This is a genomic window from Rhodococcus aetherivorans (assembly GCF_025722975.1).
Lineage (GTDB): Bacteria > Actinomycetota > Actinomycetes > Mycobacteriales > Mycobacteriaceae > Rhodococcus > Rhodococcus aetherivorans.
Map to the genome: position 1 here is coordinate 5,086,503 of NZ_CP106982.1, position 22,462 is coordinate 5,108,964.

23 protein-coding genes are annotated in these 22,462 nt (G+C 68.2%); 8 read left to right on the forward strand and 15 right to left on the reverse strand.

Features of this window, described 5'->3' with window-relative positions; all coding sequences use genetic code 11:
- Positions 1-23 precede the first annotated feature (23 nt).
- The 3 genes from OCS65_RS23220 to OCS65_RS23230 all read left to right on the forward strand — a co-directional run bounded on the left by OCS65_RS23220 (position 24) and on the right by OCS65_RS23230 (position 2,736).
- A complete protein-coding gene (locus OCS65_RS23220; protein ID WP_006946971.1) occupies positions 24-1,565 on the forward strand; it encodes a sodium-dependent transporter in 1,542 nt (513 codons plus the stop codon).
- Positions 1,562-1,699, forward strand: a complete 138-nt coding sequence (locus OCS65_RS23225; protein WP_072634473.1) for a methionine/alanine import family NSS transporter small subunit — start codon at positions 1,562-1,564, stop codon at positions 1,697-1,699. Before OCS65_RS23220 ends, OCS65_RS23225 begins: the two co-directional genes overlap by 4 nt.
- 212 nt (positions 1,700-1,911) lie before the next feature.
- The gene (locus OCS65_RS23230) at positions 1,912-2,736 is read left to right on the forward strand and encodes a hypothetical protein (RefSeq protein WP_006946975.1); all 825 of its coding nucleotides are present in this window, start codon (positions 1,912-1,914) and stop codon (positions 2,734-2,736) included.
- A gap of 48 nt (positions 2,737-2,784) precedes the next feature.
- On the opposite strand, the gene OCS65_RS23235 is transcribed toward OCS65_RS23230, so the two are convergent.
- Complete coding sequence (locus tag OCS65_RS23235; RefSeq protein WP_006936229.1) at positions 2,785-3,432, reverse strand: TetR family transcriptional regulator; 648 nt, start codon at positions 3,430-3,432, stop codon at positions 2,785-2,787.
- A 160-nt stretch (positions 3,433-3,592) separates the two neighbouring features.
- Between OCS65_RS23235 and OCS65_RS23240 the strand changes: the two genes are divergently transcribed.
- Both OCS65_RS23240 and OCS65_RS23245 read left to right on the forward strand, forming a co-directional pair.
- The gene (locus OCS65_RS23240) at positions 3,593-4,444 is read left to right on the forward strand and encodes an LLM class F420-dependent oxidoreductase (protein WP_263507746.1); all 852 of its coding nucleotides are present in this window, start codon (positions 3,593-3,595) and stop codon (positions 4,442-4,444) included.
- Between the two features lie 28 nt (positions 4,445-4,472).
- Positions 4,473-5,942, forward strand: coding sequence for an FAD-dependent oxidoreductase (locus OCS65_RS23245; protein WP_029541694.1), 1,470 nt, complete (start codon positions 4,473-4,475; stop codon positions 5,940-5,942).
- Between the two features lie 41 nt (positions 5,943-5,983).
- Here OCS65_RS23245 and OCS65_RS23250 read toward each other — a convergent pair whose 3' ends face one another.
- From OCS65_RS23250 to OCS65_RS23290, 9 genes are all read right to left on the reverse strand, one after another.
- Positions 5,984-6,784 (reverse strand): hypothetical protein, encoded by an 801-nt coding sequence (locus OCS65_RS23250; protein ID WP_263507749.1) that lies wholly within the window; start codon positions 6,782-6,784, stop codon positions 5,984-5,986.
- Between the two features lie 145 nt (positions 6,785-6,929).
- Positions 6,930-8,177, reverse strand: coding sequence for a hypothetical protein (locus OCS65_RS23255; protein ID WP_373867489.1), 1,248 nt, complete (start codon positions 8,175-8,177; stop codon positions 6,930-6,932).
- A gap of 5 nt (positions 8,178-8,182) precedes the next feature.
- The gene (locus OCS65_RS23260) at positions 8,183-8,734 is read right to left on the reverse strand and encodes a Cif family virulence factor (RefSeq protein WP_029541690.1); all 552 of its coding nucleotides are present in this window, start codon (positions 8,732-8,734) and stop codon (positions 8,183-8,185) included.
- A 17-nt stretch (positions 8,735-8,751) separates the two neighbouring features.
- Positions 8,752-8,946 (reverse strand): ferredoxin, encoded by a 195-nt coding sequence (locus OCS65_RS23265; RefSeq protein WP_006936239.1) that lies wholly within the window; start codon positions 8,944-8,946, stop codon positions 8,752-8,754.
- Positions 8,947-8,957: 11 nt separating this feature from the next.
- On the reverse strand, positions 8,958-10,316 hold the full coding sequence (locus tag OCS65_RS23270; RefSeq protein ID WP_263507751.1) for a cytochrome P450: 1,359 nt from the start codon (positions 10,314-10,316) through the stop codon (positions 8,958-8,960).
- Entirely contained in the window at positions 10,313-11,113 is an 801-nt protein-coding gene (locus OCS65_RS23275; protein WP_050034676.1) for an SDR family oxidoreductase, read from the reverse strand. The genes OCS65_RS23270 and OCS65_RS23275 overlap by 4 nt, the downstream gene beginning before the upstream one ends.
- The gene (locus OCS65_RS23280) at positions 11,106-12,317 is read right to left on the reverse strand and encodes a cytochrome P450 (RefSeq protein WP_006936246.1); all 1,212 of its coding nucleotides are present in this window, start codon (positions 12,315-12,317) and stop codon (positions 11,106-11,108) included. The genes OCS65_RS23275 and OCS65_RS23280 overlap by 8 nt, the downstream gene beginning before the upstream one ends.
- A gap of 3 nt (positions 12,318-12,320) precedes the next feature.
- On the reverse strand, positions 12,321-12,881 hold the full coding sequence (locus OCS65_RS23285; protein WP_006936248.1) for a TetR/AcrR family transcriptional regulator: 561 nt from the start codon (positions 12,879-12,881) through the stop codon (positions 12,321-12,323).
- Between the two features lie 73 nt (positions 12,882-12,954).
- Complete coding sequence (locus OCS65_RS23290) at positions 12,955-14,178, reverse strand: cytochrome P450 (protein ID WP_102799934.1); 1,224 nt, start codon at positions 14,176-14,178, stop codon at positions 12,955-12,957.
- A gap of 86 nt (positions 14,179-14,264) precedes the next feature.
- Here OCS65_RS23290 and OCS65_RS23295 point away from each other — a divergent pair, with 86 nt between their 5' ends.
- On the forward strand, positions 14,265-14,858 hold the full coding sequence (locus tag OCS65_RS23295; protein WP_050034675.1) for a TetR/AcrR family transcriptional regulator: 594 nt from the start codon (positions 14,265-14,267) through the stop codon (positions 14,856-14,858).
- 50 nt (positions 14,859-14,908) lie between these two features.
- On the opposite strand, the gene OCS65_RS23300 is transcribed toward OCS65_RS23295, so the two are convergent.
- The 5 genes from OCS65_RS23300 to OCS65_RS23320 all read right to left on the reverse strand — a co-directional run bounded on the left by OCS65_RS23300 (position 14,909) and on the right by OCS65_RS23320 (position 20,603).
- Complete coding sequence (locus OCS65_RS23300; protein ID WP_006936256.1) at positions 14,909-15,565, reverse strand: TetR/AcrR family transcriptional regulator; 657 nt, start codon at positions 15,563-15,565, stop codon at positions 14,909-14,911.
- A gap of 114 nt (positions 15,566-15,679) precedes the next feature.
- The gene (locus OCS65_RS23305) at positions 15,680-16,522 is read right to left on the reverse strand and encodes an enoyl-CoA hydratase-related protein (RefSeq protein ID WP_263507756.1); all 843 of its coding nucleotides are present in this window, start codon (positions 16,520-16,522) and stop codon (positions 15,680-15,682) included.
- Between the two features lie 28 nt (positions 16,523-16,550).
- Positions 16,551-18,068, reverse strand: a complete 1,518-nt coding sequence (locus OCS65_RS23310) for a class I adenylate-forming enzyme family protein (protein ID WP_263507758.1) — start codon at positions 18,066-18,068, stop codon at positions 16,551-16,553.
- A gap of 124 nt (positions 18,069-18,192) precedes the next feature.
- Positions 18,193-19,569, reverse strand: coding sequence for an MFS transporter (locus tag OCS65_RS23315; protein WP_232334106.1), 1,377 nt, complete (start codon positions 19,567-19,569; stop codon positions 18,193-18,195).
- Positions 19,570-19,640: 71 nt separating this feature from the next.
- Entirely contained in the window at positions 19,641-20,603 is a 963-nt protein-coding gene (locus OCS65_RS23320; protein ID WP_082120195.1) for a PDR/VanB family oxidoreductase, read from the reverse strand.
- Between the two features lie 112 nt (positions 20,604-20,715).
- Here OCS65_RS23320 and OCS65_RS23325 point away from each other — a divergent pair, with 112 nt between their 5' ends.
- Positions 20,716-21,507, forward strand: coding sequence for an SDR family NAD(P)-dependent oxidoreductase (locus OCS65_RS23325; RefSeq protein WP_029541674.1), 792 nt, complete (start codon positions 20,716-20,718; stop codon positions 21,505-21,507).
- A 23-nt stretch (positions 21,508-21,530) separates the two neighbouring features.
- The gene (locus OCS65_RS23330) at positions 21,531-22,394 is read left to right on the forward strand and encodes an alpha/beta fold hydrolase (RefSeq protein ID WP_006936263.1); all 864 of its coding nucleotides are present in this window, start codon (positions 21,531-21,533) and stop codon (positions 22,392-22,394) included.
- The last annotated feature ends 68 nt before the right edge of the window (positions 22,395-22,462 follow it).

The following is a 22,462-nucleotide window of genomic DNA, read 5'->3' on the forward strand; positions in this document are numbered from 1 at the left end:
TGTAACCGAGGAAAGGTACGTCAGTGACAGAGGACGCAGCGGTGCGCAAGAGAGAGGTCTGGTCCGGCCGGTCGGTGTTCATTCTCGCCGCCATCGGCTCGGCGGTCGGGCTGGGCAACATCTGGCGTTTCCCGTACATCGCGTACGAGAACGGCGGCGGTGCGTTCATCGTGCCGTATCTGGTGGCCCTGCTGACCGCGGGCATCCCGTTGCTGTTCGTCGACTACGCGATCGGTCACAAGTTCCGCGGGTCGCCGCCGCTGGCGTTCCACCGCCTCAAGCGCGCCACCGAGAGCCTCGGCTGGTGGCAGGTGGGCATCTGCTTCGTCATCGGCGTGTACTACGCGGTGATCATCGCGTGGGCGCTGCGCTACACGTTCTTCTCGGCCACGCAGGCATGGGGCGACGACGCGGAGACCTTCTTCCTGCAGGACTTCCTGCAGATGAACGCGGACGCCACGTTCGGCCTCGACTTCGTCCCGGGCGTGGCGTGGCCGCTGCTCGGGATCTGGCTCGTGGTGCTCGTCATCCTGGGTCTGGGCGTGCAGCGCGGCATCGGCGCGGCGAACCGGTTCTTCGTGCCGTTGCTGCTGGTGCTGTTCGCCGGCATGGTGGTGCGGGCGCTGACCCTCGACGGCGCCGCCACCGGTCTCGACGCGTTCTTCCGGCCGGACTGGTCGGCGCTGACCGACACCGGGGTGTGGATCTCCGCCTACGCGCAGATCTTCTTCTCGCTGTCCGTCGCGTTCGGCATCATGGTCACCTACTCGTCGTACCTCAAGCACCGGACCAACCTCACGGGCTCCGGTCTCGTCGTCGGCTTCTCGAACTCGAGCTTCGAGATCCTCGCCGGAATCGGCGTGTTCTCGGCGCTCGGCTTCATGGCACAGGCGCAGGGCGTCGCCGTCGACGAGGTGGTCAGCGGCGGTATCGGGCTGGCGTTCATCGCGTTCCCGACGATCGTCTCGGAGATGCCGGGCGGTTCCCTGTTCGGCCTGCTGTTCTTCGGCTCGCTCGTCTTCGCGGGTTTCACGTCGCTGATCAGCATCATCCAGGTGTGCGTGTCGGCCGTCGAGGACAAGACCGGCCTCACCCGCGTGCCGGCGGTCCTGATCGTCGGTGGCGTCGCAAGCGTCACCTCGCTGCTGCTGTTCCCGACCACCACCGGCCTGAACACCCTCGACGTGGTCGACCGCTTCGCCAACCAGTTCGGCATCGTCGGGGTCGCCTTCGCGACGCTCGTGGTGCTCGCATGGGGGCTGCGCCGGCTGCCCGAACTGCAGGACCATCTCAACTCGGTGTCGTCGTTCCGGGTAGGCCTGCTCTGGCGGGTCTTCGCCGGCGTCCTCACACCCATCGTGCTCGGCTACATGCTGATCAGCGAGATCGTGGATCGGAGCCGGGAGGGCTACAACGACCTGCCGGATGCACTCGTCATGACGTTCGGGTGGGGCGTGCAGGCGCTGGTGATCGTGATCGCGGTGGCATTGTCCTTCGCACCGTGGGGCCTGACCGACGCCGAGCTGGCGCATACCGAATCGACGGAAGCGGGAGAGAGACTGTGAGTGGATCTGCGATCGGGATGATGCTCGTCGCGCTGGGGCTGGTGTGGGGCGGTCTCACCGTCAGCCTGCTGCATCTGCGCCGGAATCCGGACGAGACTTCGGGGCAGACGCCGGTTGAACCCCACCACGACTGAAATGTCCGGTCTCGAACCGGCCACAACTCGTTTCGTTTGAATAACGCCACGCCGCGCCGGACTGGCCGGTCTGTTCTTCCTGTGGTCTGCTAGATCCCACCAACACCATGAGTCACACGAGTAACACCAGACCCATGGGTCTCCGCCCCGGAGCCGTCGCACGACTCCGGGGCGGGGGGTGTTCCGGTTCCGACCACGTACAGGAGCGAAGCATGACCACCAGGACCACCCGGCGCAGGCTGCGCCGGCTCACCGCCGCAGCCTCCCTCACCGTGGCCGCTGCTCTGGCGCTGCCGACCGTCGCGGCCGCCGAACCCCCCGCGGACCCCGCAGTCGCCGCGGCGCCGGCGCCCGACCCGCTCCTCGGCGCCCTCGAGACGCTCCGGGCCCAGCCGGGCGCCGATGCGCTCGCGCTCGCCGCCGCCGAGGCCATCGGCTCCGCCCGCGGCGGTGCCACCGACGTCGCCGAGAACTCGCCGCTCTCCGCCTACGAGGACGCCGTGGAGTTCCTGCGCGGCCTCGGCATCGAACCGTTCCTCTACCCCACCGGCGCGCCCTTCTGCACCGAGGGCGGCAGCCTGCCGCTCGGTATCGCCCCCGCCGTCGCCGGCGCGGCTCCCGGCCCGTGGCCCAACCTGAACATCCCGATGGTCGGTCCCGTCAATGCCGTCGATCCCGGCGAAACCCTGTTCGCCTTCGTGCCCATGGGCGTCGAGAAGGACAGCGGGAACACCACCGGCATGCAGGTCGCCTGGTTCAACGTCAACACCTTCCAGGGCGGGTTCGTGCCCATGGGCACCATCGCCGAGGCCGCAGCCCTCGCCGTGCCCGGCGGCCTGCCCGAGTTCGCCAAGCCCCTCGTCGCCGCCGCGGTGCAGAACTTCTTCGCAGGCGCGGTCCCGCTCGGCGGAGTCCGCGCGGCACCGGTCGCGACCGGCTCGGGAACTGTCCTGGCCGCCGTGTTCGGCACGGTGCAGAACGGCGAGACGTCGTGCTTCTTCCTCCCGACCGTGGGCATCGTGGAGGTTCCCGCCTGATCCGTCGCGTCCGGGGCGCGCATGCGCGCCCCGGACGCAGCGGCCGCGTCAGCCGATCGCCTGCAGCTTCTCCAGCCGGTCGAACACGAGCCGCACCACGCTGTCCATGTGCGCCATCACCTGATCCGCCGTGGCCCGACCGGCGGCCCAGCTCACCAGGTTCGACATCCACACGTCCGCGATCACGTGCACCGCGTTGAGGAGCTGCTCGCTGACCACCTCGACCCCGGCCGCCCGGGCGTACATCCCGGTGATGATCGCTCCGAGCCGGTCGAGCTCGGCCGACGACGAGGCATCCGCGAACATCGCCGCACGCACGAGCGCGTCGTAGAGGTTGTGGTCGCTCTCGAGCCGGCCGATGTAGCCGTGCAGCACCGACATGATCCGTTCGTGAGCCGAGTCGCCGGGGATGTCGGTGTCGCCGAACCTGTTGCTCAGATCTTCGAACAGCAGCACCATCGCCACCACCAGCAGGTGGTTCTTGGACGGAAAGTAGCGGTACACGGTGCCCAGCGCCACGCCCGACCGTTCGGCGACGGCACGCATCTGGACCGCGTCGTATCCGCCCTCGGAGGCCAGTTCCTTCGCGGCCTCGATGATCCTCAGGTAGCGGGCGCGCTGGGCCGGCTTCAGGTCCGCGCCGAGAAGCGAAGCGGACCGCGCCTTCGTTCGGGATGCTGCACTCGGCTCCGCCATCGTCCTCACCTTTCGTACGCCTGCCCGCCAGCGTAGTGCGCCTTCCCCGGGCCGGCGCCGGGACCTGACCGAAAAAATGGACAGGCGTCTGGAACGGGTTCCACCAATCACTAGAACGCGTTACAGTTGCGGGGACCCGACAAGTAGGGAGGCAGCTTCCGTGCGTCACGGCATCACCCTGTTCACCAGCGATCGCGGTATCCGGCCCGAGACGGCCGCCCTAGCGGCCGAGGAACGCGGCTTCGACGCGTTCTACGTCCCCGAACACACCCACATCCCCGTGCGCCGCGAATCCGCACACCCCGGCACCGGCAACGCGACGCTGCCCGACGACCGGTACCGCCGCACGCTCGACCCGTGGGTCGCCCTCGGACTCGCCGCGGCCGTCACCTCGACCATCAGGCTGGGCACCTCGGTCGCCCTGCCCCTCGAGCACGACCCCATCACGCTGGCCAAGACCGTCGCGACCCTCGACCACCTCTCCGGCGGGCGCGTCGTCCTCGGCGCGGGCTTCGGCTGGAACGCCGAGGAACTCGCCGACCACGGCGTACCTCCCGGCAAGCGGCGTACCGCCCTGCGCGAATACCTCGAGGCGATGCAGGCGCTGTGGAACGAGGAGGAAGCCTCCTACGACGGGCAGTTCGTCTCGTTCGGCCCGAGCTGGGCCTGGCCCAAGCCGATCCAGCAGCCCCGCCCACCGGTGCTGATCGGCGCGGGCGGCAGCGAACGCACCTTCGCGTGGATCGCCCGCTCCGCCGACGGCTGGATCACCACCCCGATCGAACGCGACATCGACGACAACGTCGAGCGGCTGCGCGCCACCTGGGCCGAGGCCGGCCGCGCCGGCGCCCCGGAGATCGTCGTCCTCGCCGGCCGGCCCGACCCCGCCAAGCTCCAGCAGTGGCGCGACCTCGGCGTGACCGAAGTGATGTTCGGCCTGCCCGACCGCTCGGAGGACGAGATCCTCGCCTACCTGGACAAGCTCGCCGCCACGCTGGAACCGACCCGCTGACGGTCACGACCGAGAAGGAAACACCTCCATGACCACAGCTCCCTTCCGCCCGCTCCGTGCCGCAGAGGTCACCGCCTGGGACCACGAAGCCGACATCGTCGTCGCCGGCTACGGCATCGCCGGCGTCTCGGCCGCCATCGAGGCCGCGCGGGCCGGCACCGACGTGCTGATCCTCGAACGCACCGGCGGCTGGGGCGGTGCCGCCTCCCTGTCCGGGGGAATCGTCTACCTCGGCGGCGGCACCCCGCTGCAGCGCGAGCTCGGGTTCGAGGACACCCCGGAGAACATGAAGAGATTCATGCTCGCCGCTCTCGGCCCCGGCGCCGACGAGGCCAAGATCTCGGAATACTGCGACGGCAGCGTCGAGCACTACCACTGGCTCACCGACAACGGAGTGGTCTTCAAACCGGCGTTCTGGGGCGAGCCCGGATGGGAGATCCCCGGTGACGACGGTCTGATGTACTCGGGGGGCGAGAACTCCGCGCCGTTCAACGAGATCGCCACACCCGCCCCGCGCGGCCATGTGCCGCAGATGAGCAACAAGCGCACCGGTGAGCAGGGCGGCGGGTACATGCTGATGAAGCCGCTCGCCGAGACGGCAGAATCCCTCGGCGTGACATCCGTCTTCGACATCCGGGCGCAGCGGCTGATTGTCGACGACACGGACCGGGTCGTCGGGATCGCCGCCAAGAAGTACGGGAACGAGGTCTTCGTGCGGGCGCGGCGCGGCGTCGTGCTCACCACCGGCAGCTTCGCCTACAACGAGGCGATGGTCACCTCGTTCGCCCCGCAGCTGATCGGCCGCCCGGGCGCCGCGATCGAGGAGCACGACGGCTGCTCCATCCGGATGGCCCAGGCCCTCGGCGCCGACCTCGCGCACATGAACGCCACCGAGGTGGCGTTCTTCGCCGACCCGCAGCTGATGGCGCGCGGCATCCTCGTCAACGGCCGCGGCCAGCGGTACGTTCCCGAGGACACCTACCCGGGACGCATCGGGCAGCTCACCCTCCTCGAGAACGACAACCAGGCGTACCTGATCATCGACGAGGCGGCATACGAGGAAGGTTGCACGACGACGAGTTCCACCCCGTACTTCCGGTTCCCGCCGAAGTGGGCGGCGGAGACCGTCGCCGAACTCGAATCCGACATGGGCCTGCCGGAGGGCACGCTGCAGGCCACCGTCGAGGTGTACAACCGGCACGCCGCGGCCGGCACCGATCCCGTCCTCGGGAAGAAGCCGGAGTGGGTCACGCCGATCGGCACCCCCGTCGCGGCCCTGGACCTGCGCAACTGCACCGCGGGCTTCACCCTCGGCGGCCTGCGCACCACCGTGAACTCGGAGGTCCTGCACGTCTCGGGCGAACCGATCCCGGGCCTGTTCGCCGCGGGCCGGTGCACCTCCGGCGTGTGTGCGGGGGGCTACGCGAGCGGCACGTCGCTCGGGGACAGCAGCTTCTTCGGCCGTCGCGCCGGCGTCGCCGCCGCCGCCGAGAACTGAGCGTTCCCGAATCCCGTTGTGTGGCCGAATGTCACATGGGTTCAATCTAATCGAACCCATGTGACATTCGGCCGGTTCGGGGTGCTCAGAAGCAGGTCGGCCGGGAACGGCACCGGGCCGGTGACGATCATGAGCGGACCGGCCGGATTCCCGAGGTCCTTGAAGCCGACGCACGCGGGACCGCCCTGCCATGCACCCGGACCGAGCAGCGTGGTCGTCACCGAGAACACGCGGTCTCCGTTGTTGCCCCATCCCGTTCCCACGGCGTCGGGCAGATCCGGGATCAGATCCTTCGCGAGCGCCTTGACGAGAAGCCTTGTGGTACCCGGTGATCCGGCACCGAGAAACAGCGCGTCGGCGACGATGCGCTTGCGTTCGAGTACCACACCGTCCATGGAGATCCGGTCCGTATGCGCGATCCACGTGCCGTCCCGTCCGCGCTCGATGTCGTTGACCCGGTGCAGCGTCTCGATGCGGACGTGACCCGTCGCCTCGGCCTCCGCCAGGTACGTCACGTCGACGGAGAACTTGCCGCCGTTGTTCACGCCGTAGATCAGGTCGCCGTTGGTGTACGACGGCGCCAGTTCGCCGGCCAGCTCCCGCCGGGCGAACTCCCAGTCGATGGGCATCGGCACACGGAGTGGCTCGAAGCCCTCCTCGGCGACCCGGTCGAGGAATTGCCTCGACGAGCGGTAGCGCTCGTGGTTCAGCAGATCGTCGGGGATGGTCTGCAGGCGCAGCGTCCGCGCCACGCGGGGAAAGTGCTCGACAGCGAGCAGGTCGTAGTCGATGCGCGACGACACGCTCTGCGCGAAACGCTCACCGTCGGGCTGCAGCGTCATCCCTTGGTAGAGAAGGGAACTGCCTCCCACCCTGACTGCACGCAGCCACCCGAGCGAATGTATCGCTCACCTCTTCAGGCCGACAGAACGATACATTCGCTCACCTGGGGGCGCGTGGGGGTGGGGGTGGGAATGGACGGGACGCTCAGACGACGGTGAGCGGCAGGGGGATTCCGCGGTCGGCGAACGTGAAGTTCGCACCGGTGCTGAAGCGGGTGATCGCCACCTCGCCGCATTCCTTCGCGGGTTCGGCGTGGCGGATCACCTCGACGGTGAGCGCGTGTGCGTCCTCGGACACCACGTGCGCGGTGAAGTGCGGGTCGACGCCGCGCACCAGCGCCTGCAGCGGCTCGAGGTGGTGCCCGTCGACCAGAGTCGGCCACGACCCGTCCGCGTCGGCACCCCCGGCTCGCCCGAGGCGCAGGCGCAGCCTGTCCGGCTCCCACCGGATGTCGCGCTGGACGTACTGCCTCGGCGCGAACACGGGGTGGACCGACAGCACCGTCGCCAGTCCCTCGAAGTCGCGCGGCAGGCCGAGGGCGTCGCGTATCCGCTCGGACGCCAGCCCGGCGATGCCGGTCAACTGCTTGCGGGTAAGGGCCAGCGCGGCGTCCTCGTCCGTGCGTTTGCGCACGCCGATGAGAAAACCCAGTGTGAGCAGATGCTGCTGCAGGCACACCTCCTCCGCGATCCGCACCAGGGCCGAGTGCGAGAAGTCCGCGAACCGCAGGTCGGAGAGCAGGGGCCCGGAATAGTCGCCGAGTCCCTCGTCCGCCGGGTCGATCGCGCTGAGTTCCACTGCGACGGCCGCGGTACGCCCGATCGCCTCGGTGTGGGGCGCGGCCTGCGGCGGAACGTGCGACGGGTCGATCGTCACCGTCCACGCGCAGTGCGGATGGCGGCCGGCCGGCCGGCGCGGCGGCCGGTGGATCGGCCGCACCCGGGCGTGCGGGTTGGTGGCAAGGGCGGTCGCGTCGAACGTGGGGTCCTCGATGTCGTGGCACATGGCCTTCACGTACGCGTCGCCCATCGGTTCGACGTCCATGAGCGCGCCGCAGTGGTCGAGCCGGAACTCACCGTGGTCGTGGTCGTCGACGCGGAACCGGAAGTCCATGAACTGCGGGGGCGCGCCGATGTCGAGTTGCAGCCCCTTGAAGATCGTCTCGACACCGTCGCCCTCGTACCGCAGGGCCCGCTGCATGCGCCGGGTGTACCACGGGCTCGACGCCTGCCACTCCTCGACGGCGACCTCGGTCATTCCCTCCCGTCCGAACGCCGAGATCAGGTGCGCCATCCCGGAGCGGTCGATGAGCTGACCGCACAGGAGCAGTTCGGGGACGAGGACGGCGAGGTCGGCCCGGGAGAGCGCCGCGAAGGAGTCGCGGACGTTCACCGGGCTCACCACAGCGGAACCGGCGCCTGTCCGGCCGGATACCAGCCGGGAAGACGTTTCGTCGAGGTCGACCGTTCGATCCGCTTGTTCATGCCGTCGGACAGGGCGTTGCCCGTGATCATCTCCAGGAAGAGGTGGGAGATGTTCCCGAAGTCGAAGAAGTCACGCTGCCAGGACCATCGGAAGTTCCCGCCGTAGCGGAACCAGCTGCCGCCGAAGCCGTGCACCTCGTAGTGCGACCCGTCGTCGCGGGTGGCGTCGGCGACCTGTTTCCAGAAGCCGATGACGTCGCCGGTCCGCTCGTCCACGACGAACCGCTGATAGGGATACTGCCAGCCCTCCAGGCCGGCCATCTCCTGGCCGAGCGCGAGTTCGCGGATCTCCTCGCGCCCGACGGCCATGAAGTCGTCCGTGGGACCGTAGTTCCAGCCGTAGGTCGCGTCCTCGGTGTACATGTCGGCCAAGGGCTTCCAGTCACCGGCTGCCTCGGCCTTCTTGTTGGCCTCGATCCAGCGCTCGATCATCTCGTCGAGTTCTGCTCGGTCGAAGGGTGCCATGACTTGTCTCCTCTGGATCAGTCCTCGACGATGCGGAGGGCTCGGGTGGGGCAGTACCGTACGGCGGATCGGACGTCGCCGCAAAGTTTTTCGGGTATGTCGTCCATCAGGATCCGGACCTTGCCGTGCTTGGGAACGTCGAAGACGTCCGGTGCCTCCAGCGAGCACATCGCGTGGCCCTGGCACAGATCGAGGTCTGCTTCCACTTTCACGGCGCGAGTCCTTACATCCGGGTGCGAGGGCGATAGCGCACGGCGCACGGCTGCGCGAGCTGCACCACCATCTTGGAATGGTCGTTGCGGTAGGTGTCGGCCGGCTGAGCCATCTCGAATTCGTAGTCGCGCAGCAGGACCGAGAAGATCGCCTTGAGCTGCATGAGGGCGAACGCCGCCCCCACGCACCGGTGCCGGCCGGCCCCGAACGGGATCCAGGTCCAGCGGTTGACGATGTCCTCCTGCCGCGGATCGAGGTAACGGCCCGGATCGAAGGCATCGGGCTCGGGGAAGTCCTCCGGGATGCGGTTGGAGATCGCCGGGGTAGCGCCGACGAGGTCGCCCTCGCCGATCCGGTACCCCTCGACCTCGAACTCGCCGCGCGCGACGCGCAGCAGCAGGATCAGCGGCGGGTGCAACCGCAGCGTCTCCTTGAGTACCGACTCGAGCATCGGGATCTGCCGCAGCGCATGGAAACTCACGCCCTCACCGTCGGCGTAGAGGACGTCGAGCTCGTCGGTGACCCCGCGCAGGTACTCCGGATTGCGCAGCAACTCGATCAACGCCCATGCCGCCGTCCCCGACGTGGTGTGGTGGCCGGCGAACATCATCGAGATGAAGATGCCGGTGATCTCGTCCGCGCTGAACCGCTCCTTGCCGTTCTCGTCCTTGATGGAGACGAGGACGTCGAGCATGTCGCGATCCTCCTTGCCCTGGGGCGGGTTCGCGATGCGGTCGACCATGATCTCCTCGACGAGGGCGACCAGCCCGCGGCGGGCCTCGTCGCGGCGACGGAAGCTCTCGATGGGCGCGTAGGGGTCGACGAAGGCGAGGGCGTCGGTGCCCTTCTCCAGGTCGTGGTAGAGGCTCGCGAACCGGCTGTCGAGCTGGTCGCGGAACTTCTTGCCGATCAGGCAGGCCGAGGACGTGTAGATGGTCAGCTCCGCGAAGAACTCCAACAGGTCGATCTCACCCTCGTCACCCCACCCGGCGACGATGTCACGGACCTCGCGTTCGATCGTGGCGGCATGGCCCTTCATCTGCTCGCCGCGCAACGCGGAGTTGTGCAGCATCTCCTTGCGGCGCTCGGGGCTGGCATCGAAGACCACGCCCTCCCCGAAGACCGGCTTCATGAACGGGTACGCGGCCTGCTGGTCGAGGTCCTCGTCGGCGGAGCGGAAGAAGAACTCGTTGGCCCGAGCCCCGGAGAGCAGCACGACGTTGCGGTCGGCGAGCTGGAAGGCGCCGACGTCGCCGCACTCCTCGCGGACTCGCTGCATCAGGCCGATCGGGTCGGTGCGCAGTTCCTCGAGGTGGCCGTGTTCGTGCTCGCCCCCCGAGACGCGCGTGGGGGTGGTGATCGTGGTCATTCAGGGTCCTTTCCCCGAGAATCCTTCTGCAGAGGCGCTTCCGGCTGCACTTCGGTCAGCACCAGGTGGGTTCCGCGCGGGGCCGAGACGACGGCGACGACGGCGTTCGCGATCTCGGAGGCGCGGAGGAAGTAGGAGTGCCGGGCGAAGCCCCATCTGGTCCAGTCGGCGATCAGCGGCTCGATGATCTCCGCGGGGGCATCGAGTCCCATCCCGGTCTGTGTCGGGCCGGGACGCACCACCGACGCGCGAACCCCCGTGCCCTCGAGTTCCATCCGCATCTGACGCACGAGCGCCTCGAGGCCCGTCTTGGCGGCGACGTAGGCGCCCATGCGGGGCCGCGCGACGTCGGCGCAGTCCGAACCGATGACGACGAAGTCGCCGCGGCGCCGTTCGATCATCCCCGGCAGCACGCGATGGGCGAGACGCTGCGTGCCGACGAGATGGACGTTCACCTGGAACTCGAACCGGTCCGGATCCATCTCGTGCACGAGCCGGAAATCCATGTCACCGGCGCCGGACAGGACGATCTCGGTGGGACCCAGGGCCTTCTCGGCGGCGGCGACGAACTCGTCGACCGATTCGGTGGACGCCACGTCGAGGAAGTGCGCGACGGCCTCGCCGCCCTCGCCGCGGATCTTCTCCGCGAGGGCCTCGCACTGTTCGACGCGCCGCGCACCGAGGGCGACCGGGTGACCGAGGGCGGCGAGCGCGAAGGCGGTGGCCGTACCGATGCCGGAGGAGGCGCCGCTGACGATCGCGGGCCGGCGCGGCGGATTGGGTTCGAATCTAGGCATGTCGCCGGGTCACCTCTACGGGCAGGGCCGCGAGGCCTCGGACGTTGGTGGAGTGGACGCGTTCACAGCGGTCGAAGTCGACGTCGTAGTCGGCGACGCGCGCGGCGAACTGTTCGAGCGCGATGTTCGCCTCGAGGCGCGCAAGGTGGGCACCGAGGCAGAAGTGCACGCCGCCACCGAAACTGGCGATCTTGGACGCGCTGTCGCGGCCGATGCGGAAGGTGTCGGGATCCTCGAACACCTCGGCGTCACGGTTGGCCGAACCGATGAGCAGCAGCACCTTGTCGCCCGCGCGGATGGTGCTGTCGTGCACGTCGATGTCGGTGGCGGCAGTGCGCGCGACGATCTGGCTGGAGGTGTCGTAGCGCAGCGTCTCCTCCACCCAGCCCGGGGCTGCGTCCGGGTTGCCGAGGACGCGGGCCACCTCGGTCTTGTTCTTCGCGCCCCAGTACAGTGCGTTGCCGAGCAGTTTGGTGGTGGTCTCGTTGCCCGCGACGACCATCAGGAACATGAAGCCGATGATCTCGTCGTCCTCGAGGCGGTCTCCGTCGACCTCGGCGTCGAGCAGGGCCGAGGTGAGGTCCTCGCTCCGGTGGGCGCGGCGCTGCGCCAGCATGTCCGCGTAGTAGCCGACGAGGTTCAGCGACGCCTCCATCGCCGCGACGGGCACGTCGAGTACGCCCCGCTCCCGGTGGACCACCAGATCCGCCAGCCGGCGCAGTTCGGCGCGGTCGGCCTCGGGCACGCCCATCAGTTCGGAGATGACGTCCATCGGGAGCTTGCCCGCAAAGTCCGCGATCCAGTCGAATTCGTCCTTGTCCAAGGCGGTGTCGAGGTAGTGGAGAGTCAGCTCGAGGATGCGGCCGCGCAGGTCGGCGACCCGGCGCGGGGTGAAGCCCTTGGAGACGAGCCGGCGCATGCGCATGTGGCGGGGGTCGTCCATCGCGAGGAACGACATGACCTTGTGGGCGTGGGGGCCGTAGGCCGCCGGGTCGAGGGACACCCCGTTCGCGCTGGAGAGCCGGGTGTGGTCGCGGAAGCCCGCGACGACGTCGGCGTGCCGGGACAGGGCCCAGAAGCCGAGGTCGTCGTTGCGGTAGAGCGGCGCCTCCTCGCGCAGGCGCCGGTAGATCGGATACGGGTCCTCATGGAAGCCGTAGTCGTAGGGATCGAACAGGAGCGGTTCGAGCGAAGCCTGGGTCATGCGCTACTCCAATAGAAGTTTGGCGGAGGTCTCCAGCCGATCGGCGATCTTCTCGTAGGTCTCGTACCCCATGCCCGCCCGGACGAGGGCGCCGGCGTAGAGCATTTCCAGCGCTTCGATCTCGTCGGGATCGGCGTCGGGGCCGAGGGCCGTGGCGAGCCGGTCCCGGATGTCGAGGCCGATGCGGGCGCGCAGGTGTTCGACGTCGGGGTCGCGGCCGAGCAGCGCGCTGGTGACCGCGCCGGCGAGTTCGGGCTCGTCGGCCATCATCAGCGCGACGTTGCGCAGCACCGCGACCACGCGGTCGACCCGGTCGGTCGTGGCCGCCTCGGGTTCGGGCGAGGCGGCGAGCCGGCGCCAGAACACCTCGGCGACGAGGTGCTCCTTGGACGAGAAGTAGGTGTAGGCGGTGGCCGGTGCGACACCGGCCCGAGCGGCGACGTTGCGTACGGTCAGTCCTGCGAACCCCTCTTCCCGCAGGACCTCGACGGCAGCGCGCGTCAGACGGTCCACGGTGTCGGCCTGCTTCTCGGTGAGACGGCGGCGGGTGGATTCGAGATTCACATTTCTGGACACGTGTCTGGACATTACTACGGTCGCCTGTCCGAGGCAATGGTCCCACCCACCCGAATTCGCTTCAGACCTTCGGATACACCCGTACGGGCATGGATTTGATGCCGTTGATGAAGTTCGAGCGCAGCCGCCGGACCGGCCCTGCGGGCTCGATGCGCTCGATCCGGCGCGCCAGGGTCTCGAACAGGATGCGCAGTTCCAGGCGCGCCAGGTGGGCGCCCAGGCAGAAGTGCACCCCGGTGCCCCCGAACGCCACGTGCGGGTTGTGGGTCCGGCCGATGTCGAAGACGTGCGGGTCCTCGAAGACGTCCTCGTCCCGGTTCGCGCTCGGGTAGTAGACCACCACCTTGTCCCCCGCCTCGACGGGCTGGTCACCGATCGTCGCCGGACACGTCGGCGTGCGGCGGAACCCGATCACCGGGGTGACCCAGCGGAGGATCTCCTCGACCGCGCCGGCGGCGAGTTCCGGCTCGGCCTGCAGGCGGCGCCACTGATCCGGATGGTCGATGAAGGCCTGCATGCCGCCGGCGGTGGCGTTGCGCGTCGTCTCGTTCCCGGCCACCACCAGCAGCACGAAGAACATGTCGAACTCCATCTCGGTCAGCGTGTCACCGTTCTCGTCCGGCCGGACGAGCCGGGAGACGATGTCGTCGCGTGGCTCCACCCTGCGCGCCGCGGCGATCTCGTTGGCGTACAAGAAGATCTCCGCGGCGGCGAGTTCCCCGTCGGCCTGGGTGTTGCCGTACTCCGGGTCGTCGAACCCGATCATCCGGTTGGACCAGTCGTAGAGCCTGCCGACGTCCTCCGTGGGTGCGCCGAGCAGGGCGGCGATCACCTCGAGCGGAAGCGGGGCGGCGGCCACCGGCACGAAGTCGACGACCGCGCCGTTGCGGCCCCGCTCGATCAGATCGTCGACGATGCGGTTGCAGATGTCCCGGATGCGCCCTTCGAGCGTCCGGACCATCCGGGGCGTGAAGCCGCGGCTGACGAGCTGGCGCAGCCGGGTGTGCGCGGGCGGATCGAGGTTGACGAGCATCGCCGCCTGCTTGAGGCGGGTCTCGCCGTCGAACTCGTCGATCTGGGTCGTGCCGAGCGCCGACGAGAACGTCGCGCTGTCGCGGGAGACCGCGGTGACGTCCGCATGGCGCGTCACCGCCCAGTAGCCGGGTCCGTCCTCCTCGTCCTGCCGGTAGACCGGGCAGCCGTGCCGCAGCTCGGCGAAGAAGTCGTGGGGTACCCCCTCGGTGTAGAGATCGGGGTTCTTCAGGTCGATACGTGATGCCGTCACGGGACCACCTCGCACTTGTTTACGAATGATCGTCGTTTATAAGCTACACACATTCGTTTGAAATGGAAGACCCGTAGGATGGGCGGATGGAAACCGAGAAGAAGAGGCCGATGCGCCGTCGAAACCTCAGCCGCGAGAAGGTGATCGAGGCGGCACTGGAGGCGGTGGACGAGTCGGGCTGGGAGCAGCTGACAATGAGCACCCTCGCCGGCCGCCTCGGCATCGTCACCGCCTCGCTCTACAACCACGTCCGTGGTCTCGACGACGTCCGCGGCGAGATCCAGGTGCGGACGATGGCCGACCTCGGTGAGCGGCTGCGCGAGGTGGCGATGGGGCGCAGCGGGCCGGAGGGCCTGCGCACCCTGATCGATGCGCATCGTGCGTGGGCCGCCGAGCATCCGCACCGCTACCAGACGCTGACGACGGAACCGATCGAGCGCAGCGCCCTGATCGCGGCGGCCCTCGACGCGAACAGGGCGCTCCGCTCGATGCTCGCCTCCTGCGGGGTGCCGGAGGAGGACACGCTCGAGGCCGCGGTGAGCCTGTTCACCGCGATGCACGGGTTCGCCACGATCGTGCGCAGCGGCTTCCTCGGCGACGAACTCGACCTCGACCGCATCTACGAGAACGTGGTCGCGGGAGCCTTCGCGGCGGCGGGGGTGACTCCGCTGCCGCGCTGAGCCATTACCCGGTTCGGCGTCCGGGGTCTACCACTCCGTACCCGCGATCTTCAGTGGGTCGGAGTAGCAGCTGCCCCACCGGACCGCAGCTGTTCCGCCGCCTCCTCCGTCACGATTCCCGGAAGCAGGAAGTTGGTGAGCATCCGTCTGTTTTCCGGGTCCCCCTCGGAGCCGAAATCCATCCGCCCGACCAGGATGAGCTGCACCAGCGCGATCCACTGGCAGATCTCCTCGTCGGTGAGGCCTTCGCGGATCTCACCTCGTTCGCGGGCCTCGTCGAGCAGCGGCGCCCACATCTCCTGGGTCAGCCGGACCGCCAGTCCGGTGCTGCCGATCAGAGCCGTCGCCATGTCCATGTGTTCGGGGCTGACGATCAAGCGGACGATCGGATCGTGGCGACCACGGTCGACGAGAAAGATCAGGCCGTCGACGATCTGCTCCGCGAACGTCGTCCGTTCCCTCAGGAACGCACGAGCCTTGTCGAACAGCCGGCGCGACCGCAACTCGATCAAGGCCGTGATCAGCGTGTCACGGTCACCGAAGTAGCGGTAGACGGTCGGCCGCGAAACGCCGGCCTCCTTGGCGATGTCGTCCATCGTGGTCTTCGAGAGCCCGTACCGCTGGAACATCGACTCGGCAGCCTTCAGTATCTGCCCTCGCGCCACCTCTGCGTTCTCACTGAGGACGTTCGCCCGCCGTCGCGCCATGTCGCACCCCCGAACTCGTCCTCACCGACTCCTACGGGCAATGATACAAGTAATGACCATTGTCAAGCATCGGGCCCGCGACTGTGGCACGGAGCGTCCGACGCGGCACCAGTGTCACTCGAACAGATCCGGCAGTCCATCCGAGACGCGATCAGGAAACTTCGGATCACGTTTTTCGAGGAAGGCGTCGACACCTTCGCGCACGTCGTCGGAGGAGCCCCGGACATAGATGCCGATCGACTCGGCGCGGTGCGCAACCTCGGGTTCCGACGCGCCGAGCATCCGCCACATCAGCTGACGGGTCAGTGCCGCCGATACCGGCGACGTGCCCGAAACCAGTTCCCGGGCGACCTCGAGTGCGCGATCCAGTACCTGATCGGCGGGCACGACCTCACGTACCAGACCCCGGTCGAGAGCTTCGGTGACCGGCACCATCTTCCCGCCGACCGTCCATTCGACGGCGGTGGAGATTCCGACCGCCCGCGGGAGGAACCACGTCGAGCATGCCTCCGGCACCAAGCCGCGGCGAGTGAACACGAAACCGAACTTGGCCGTATCCGAGGCGATGCGGATGTCGGCCGGAAGTGTCATCGTGACGCCGACGCCTGCTGCAGGCCCGTTGATCGCCGCGATCACCGGCTTCAGGGAACGGTAGATCCGCAGCGTCATCTGACCACCCGTGTCGGCGGGGGCTCCACCGGTCTCCGGATCGTCGCCGAGGACGAACGTGTCGCCGCCTGCGGCGAGATCGGCGCCCGCGCAGAACGCGCGGCCGGTTCCGGTGAGCACAACCGCGCGTACTTCGTCGTCGGTGTCGGTCTCGTCGAAGATCTCGATGAGCCGGTAGCACATCGCATTGGTGAACGCGTTGAGCCGATCGGGACGGTTCAAGCGCACGACGGCGATCTCTCCGTGCCGCTCGAGGATCACCGCGTCGTCGGTTCCGGTCCGAGCCACGAGGGCTCCTTTCTGCGCGACGGGTGCGTCAGCGCACCTTGTCGAATCGTTCGGAGACGTCCCGGTACTCGGACCGGATCGCCGTCTTCGACAGCTTGCCACTGGGGAGCCGGGGCAGCGGCTCGTCCCGGATCACGACGTAGCGCGGAACCTTGTAGTCGGCGACCAAACGGTCGCAGTATTCCACGATCGTTGCCGCGTCGACCCCGTCCTTCACAGTGACGATCGCCGCGGGCGTCTCGCCGAAACGCTCGTCGGACGCGGCAATGACCGCGACCTCCTCGACACCCGGGATCGCACTGATGACACGCTCGATCTCGACGGGCGAGACGTTGATGCCGCCGGTGATGATGAGGTCCTTGAGGCGGTCGACGAACTTGACGCGCCCGCCCTCGTCGAGGGTGCCCAGGTCCCCACTGTGCAGCCAGCCGTCGCGCAACGCGGACGCCGTCGACTCCGGATCGTTCCAGTAGCCGGGGGTCACGCCGGGTCCCCGCAGCAGGATCTCCCCCTCTTCGCCGGGCTCTGCGTCGGTGCCGTCGGTGCGGACCACCTTCGTCTCGGTGAAGATCGAGCCGGACCCGCAGGTGTCGGGGTGGTCGAAGGCTTCGGAGACGAGAGTCGCAGTCGCGACCCCGCCGGCTTCGGTCATGCCGTAGATCTGACGCAGCGCGACGCCCTTGTCGGCCCACCGCTTCAACAGGGCCGGTGCGACTGCCGCGCCGCCGACGATCGCGGTGCGCAGCGACGACAGGTCGGCCTTCTCGAATTCGGGCGACCGCGAGATCGCTTCGAAGATCAGCGGAACCCCGAACAGAGCCTGCACCTTGTGCTCACCGAGCAGTGCCGCGGCACGACCGGGATCGAGTTCCTTCTCGATGATGAGCGTGCCACCGAGCACCGTGGACATGACCAGCCCCCACACGAGGCCCGGGGTGAACACGAGCGGCAACACCAGCAGCGACGTGGAACCCGGACGGAAGCCTTCCTCGGTGAGGGTGGCCTCGAACACGATGTTGAGCAGAGTCCGATTGGTGCAGATGACGCCCTTCGACAACCCCGTGGAGCCACTGGTGAACAGAAGTGCTGTGGGGTCGTCGGGCGCGAGGTCGACGCGGAAGTCGTTGCGCTCCCCTTCCCGCAGCGCCGCGATGTCGGTGAACCCGAACGTGTCGAAGGGATCGCCGAGGTCACGCGCCTGGGCGACCGTTGCGGAGAACTGTTCCGGCGCGATGACCAGGACGGCACCCGCGTCATCGACGACCTTGCGTAGTTCCGCCGGCTTGAACCGGGGATTCAGCGGGACGAGCACCGCACCGGCCTTGAGTACGCCGAGTGCCACCACGGGCCACGTCACCGAATTCGGGCCGAGCACTCCGACACGCTCACCCGGCTTGATGCCCCGGTCGACGATCTCACGAGCGACGCGGCTGGACCAGTCCTGGAGTTCACGGTAGGTCAGAGCCTCACCGGCAACGATGATCGCGTTCTGTTCCCCCTTGGTCTTCGCCCACCAATACAGGGCCGAGCCGACGGTGGCAGCCATGTGTCCCTTGCCTTCCTTGACCGAGAGAATACGAATCTGTTTTGTGTACAAGAATTTTCAGCGCGAGAGGAGCGCGGGTCCTCATATCGCGTACACCTCAGGCTATAGGCTCACTCATGAGACGTCAATCAAATTTTGTAAATTGCAAAGGGCGGCTCGCACCGGCGACGAACCCGGCGGCAAGCGCGGCCACACCGCCGATCACGAATGCGGCCACAAACGCACGCTCGGAGGGAATGTCGGCACCCGCGATCGTGATCGTCGCGAGGAGCATCCCCACCAGCGCGCTCGCCAGCGAACTGCCGAATGTCCGTGCGATGGCGTTGATGCCGTTCGCAACACCGGTGTCGTGCAGCGACACATGCTCGACGAGCATTGCCGGCAGGGCGCCGTAGGCAACGCTGACGAAAACATTGAGGACCGCCACCGCAACGATCACCTGCCACGGGCGGTCGTGGGCGAACCCGACAAATGCGAACCCACACACGCCGATAGCGCACGCCACCATCAGCACCCGCTCGGCGCGGAACCTCCGCACCAGGAACCCGCTCACCGCAGCCGCGGAGATGCCGACAACCTGCCCGGGCAGCAGGTACAGCAGGCTCGTCTCGAGCACCGAAGCACCGAACCCGTACCCCGCTTCCTCCGGGGCGGCCTGCACGAACACGGCTGTGGCCAGGAACTGCACGAACATCGCGATTCCCACGAGGAACGCGGCAAGGTGGGCGGGCGCCACCGCACGTGCGGTCAGGAGGGCTGGGGCCACCAGCGGCGCATCGGATCGCCGCTCGTGCCGGTACCAGGCGGCAAGCACGAGCACACCCGCGACGACACAACCGATCGTCGGCACGGACACCCAACCCCACGTCCCGCCCTGCGCGAGCGCCAGAAGCAGTGCGGACAGGCCGACCGCGAGCCCGACCGCACCCCAGAGATCGGATCCGGATCCGGTCCCGGAACCGGGCGAACCGGGAACGACCGCCCACGCAAGTGCAGCTGCAATCACCGCGAGCGCCACCAGCAGCCAGAACACGCGACGATAGTCGTCGCCGTCGCTGTACAGCAGTCCGGCGGCGATCATTCCCGCACCGCCGCCGACGCTCATCGTTCCCGACATGATGCCGAGCGCCGCCGTGAGCCGATACGGCCCGAGAGCACTGCGCAGCACAGCGACGCCGATCGGAAACAGCGCGAACGACGTCCCCTGCAGCGCTCGCCCGGCGATGAGTACCGGCAACGAGTCCCACGCGACACACAGCAACGAACCGACGAGCACCACTCCCAGGATGCCCAGCAGCACTCTTCGTGGTCCACGTCGGTCGGCGAGCCTGCCCAGCAGCGGCGTACAGACTGTGGCCGTCAGAAGATTCCCGGTGACGATCCATCCCACCGCATTCGTACCCACCCCGAGCTGCGCCGCGATATCGGGCATCAGCGGCACGACGGCGGTCTGCATGACCGAGGTGATCATCACGACGAAGCAGAGCGCCGGGATCAGCACACCGGGCGAGACGGCAGGTGTGCGCACACGCGTTCGCGCAGTGGCGAGACGGAGGGTCACCATGGGCCGATCTACAGATCCAGAGTGAGCTTGGGGGTGCAGCTGCGGGATACGCAGATCATCATGCAGTCGTTCTCCGCCTGCTCGTCCTCGGTGAGGACGGAGTCGCGATGATCCGGAATTCCTTCCAGCACAGTGGCTTCGCACGTACCGCAGGTTCCCTCGCGGCACGAGAACGGCGAATCGACGCCCGAGCGGAGCACCGCGTCGAGCAGTGTTTCGCCCGAGTCGACAGTGATCGTCTTGCCCGATTGCCGGAGTTCCACCTCGAATGCCCCGTCGACGGCGTCGGCCGGCCGCTCCTTCGCGGCGAACCGTTCGACGTGCAAGGTGACACCCGAGCGGTTGCGGCACTCGTTCTCGATGGCGTGCAGCAGTGGTTCCGGCCCGCAGCAGTAGACACCGGTGCCGTCCCCGAGGGCGTCGAGCGCTGCCGCCAGGTCGAGGAGCCCGCATTCGTCCTGAGGCCGGAGCTCGACCCGGCCGGGATACCGGGCGACGAGGCCGTCCGCGAAAGCCATGCTCGCGCGGGTACGTCCGCCGTACAGGAGCCTCCAGTCGGCGCCGGCCGCGTCGGCCGCCCGCACCATCGGAAGTATCGGCGTGATGCCGATTCCGCCCGCGACGAAGAGATACGACTGCGCGGGCTCGAGGCTGAAGTTGTTGCGGGGGCCGGCGATGCTGACGAGGTCGCCGACCTGCAGCGAGTCGTGGATCCACCGCGATCCGCCGCGTCCGTTCTCCTCACGGAGGACCGCCACAGTCAGGCAGGTGTCGTCGGCCGGGTCGCCGCACAGCGAGTACTGCCGGACCGTCGACTCGTCGATGATGACGTCGATGTGCGATCCGGGTTCCCATGCGGGGACGGTCCCCCCGTCGGGATCGGCGAACCGCACCGCCACGACGCCGTCTGCAAGTGCGTCCTTGCCGATCACCTGCATCTTGCCCTGCTCCACATCGGTGCTTCCGGCCATCAGTGTTTCCGTTCCCCTGGACATCACCTACGCTCTAATCTTAAGTAATTAGTTTTAAGGGACGCAAGGCCCGCAGACGAACCCCATGACACGCAGCACCGGGAGCAGCCACATGACCTCGACAGATACCGCACACGACACCGGCTCGATCCTCGACCTCTTCAGGCTCGACGGGTCCGTCGCCGTCGTCACGGGCGCCGGCAGCGGCCTCGGAGCAGGGTTCGCGCGCGCCCTCGCGGAGGCCGGGGCGGACGTGGTGATCGCCGCACGCCGTCGCGAGAAGCTGGACGCCGTCGGCCCCACGATCGAGGCCACCGGCCGACGCTGCCTCATCGTCCCCACCGACGTCACCGACCCCGAGCAGTGCGACGCCCTCGCCCGGGCCACGGTCGCCGAGTTCGGTCGGCTCGACATCCTGATCAACAACGCCGGCGTCACCCATTCCGCACCCGCGACACGCGAGCGACCCGAGGATTTCCGTTCCGTGCTGGACGTGAATCTGCTCGGCGCGTATTGGGCAGCGCAAGCATGCGGACGCGTGATGAAGCCGGGCTCGAGCATCGTCAACATCGCGAGCATGCTCGGGCTGGTCAAGTCGGTGCTCCCCCAGGCCGCCTACGCCGCGAGCAAGGCCGGTCTCGTCGGCCTCACCCGCGATCTGTCCCATCAGTGGTCGCAGCGAAAAGGGATCCGCGTGAACGCGATCGCGCCGGGTTTCGTCGAGACCGACCTGATCGCCGAGATGTCGTCGGATACCCTCGAGGAGTTCCTGCGCGGCTGCTCGCTCGGTCGCACCGCCACGCAGCGCGAGATCGACGCCGCCGTCGTGTTCCTCGCCAGCCGTGCTTCCGGCTACATCACCGGGTCGACGCTCGCCGTCGACGGTGGGACTTCCGGACACTGACTCCGACGACGAAGGGCGAAACGATGACGATCTCCAGCACCGTGACCACACTTCGGGGCGACGGCGTTTCCCTGGTCGCCGATGTCTGGGAGCCCGCGTCCGAGCGGAAGGGGACCGTCCTGCTGTTGCACGGCGGCGGGCAGACGAGGCACTCGTGGCAGCGCACCGGAATCCGCCTCTCGGAACAAGGATGGCGCTCATACGCGATCGACGCGCGCGGGCACGGCCACAGCGGATGGGCCGACGACGGCGACTACAGCTCCGACGCACACGCGCGCGACATCTGCACGATCGTCGACGAACTCGGTGAGCCACCGGTGCTCGTGGGAGCGTCGATGGGCGGTATGGCCGCACTCGTCGCCGAAGGAGACAATCCGGGGCTCTCCCGCGCGCTGGTGCTGGTGGATATCACCCCGAAGGCCGAACCCGAGGGGTTGGCCAAGATCACCGGATTCATGCGCGCGGGACTGGCGGGCTTCGACAGCCTGCACGACGCGCTCGACGCCGTGATCGCGTACAACCCGCACCGGAGCCGTCCGCCGCGGGTGGAGGGGTTGCGTAAGAACATGCGCGAGCGAGACGGTCGCTGGTACTGGCACTGGGATCCGCGGATGCTGTCGCATCGGACGAACCTTCCGGATGCTGCCGCGGAGCGCGAGGAGCGGGCCCGGGCCGCGGCGCGCGCCGTCGCGGTTCCGACCCTCCTGATTCGTGGTGCCCAGTCCGACGTCGTCAGCATCGAAGGTGCGCGCGAACTCCTGGAACTGATCCCCGGGGCGCGGTACATCGACGTGGGCGGTGCCGGGCACATGGTGGGCGGCGACGACAACGACGTGTTGAGCCGCGGCCTGGTCGAGTTCCTCGACGAGGCCGTCCTCACGGCGTAACCACCGGCCGGACCGGAACAGATAGCATCTATAGGTCACCCGCCGGGCAGACCCGCCCGGTGGACCGC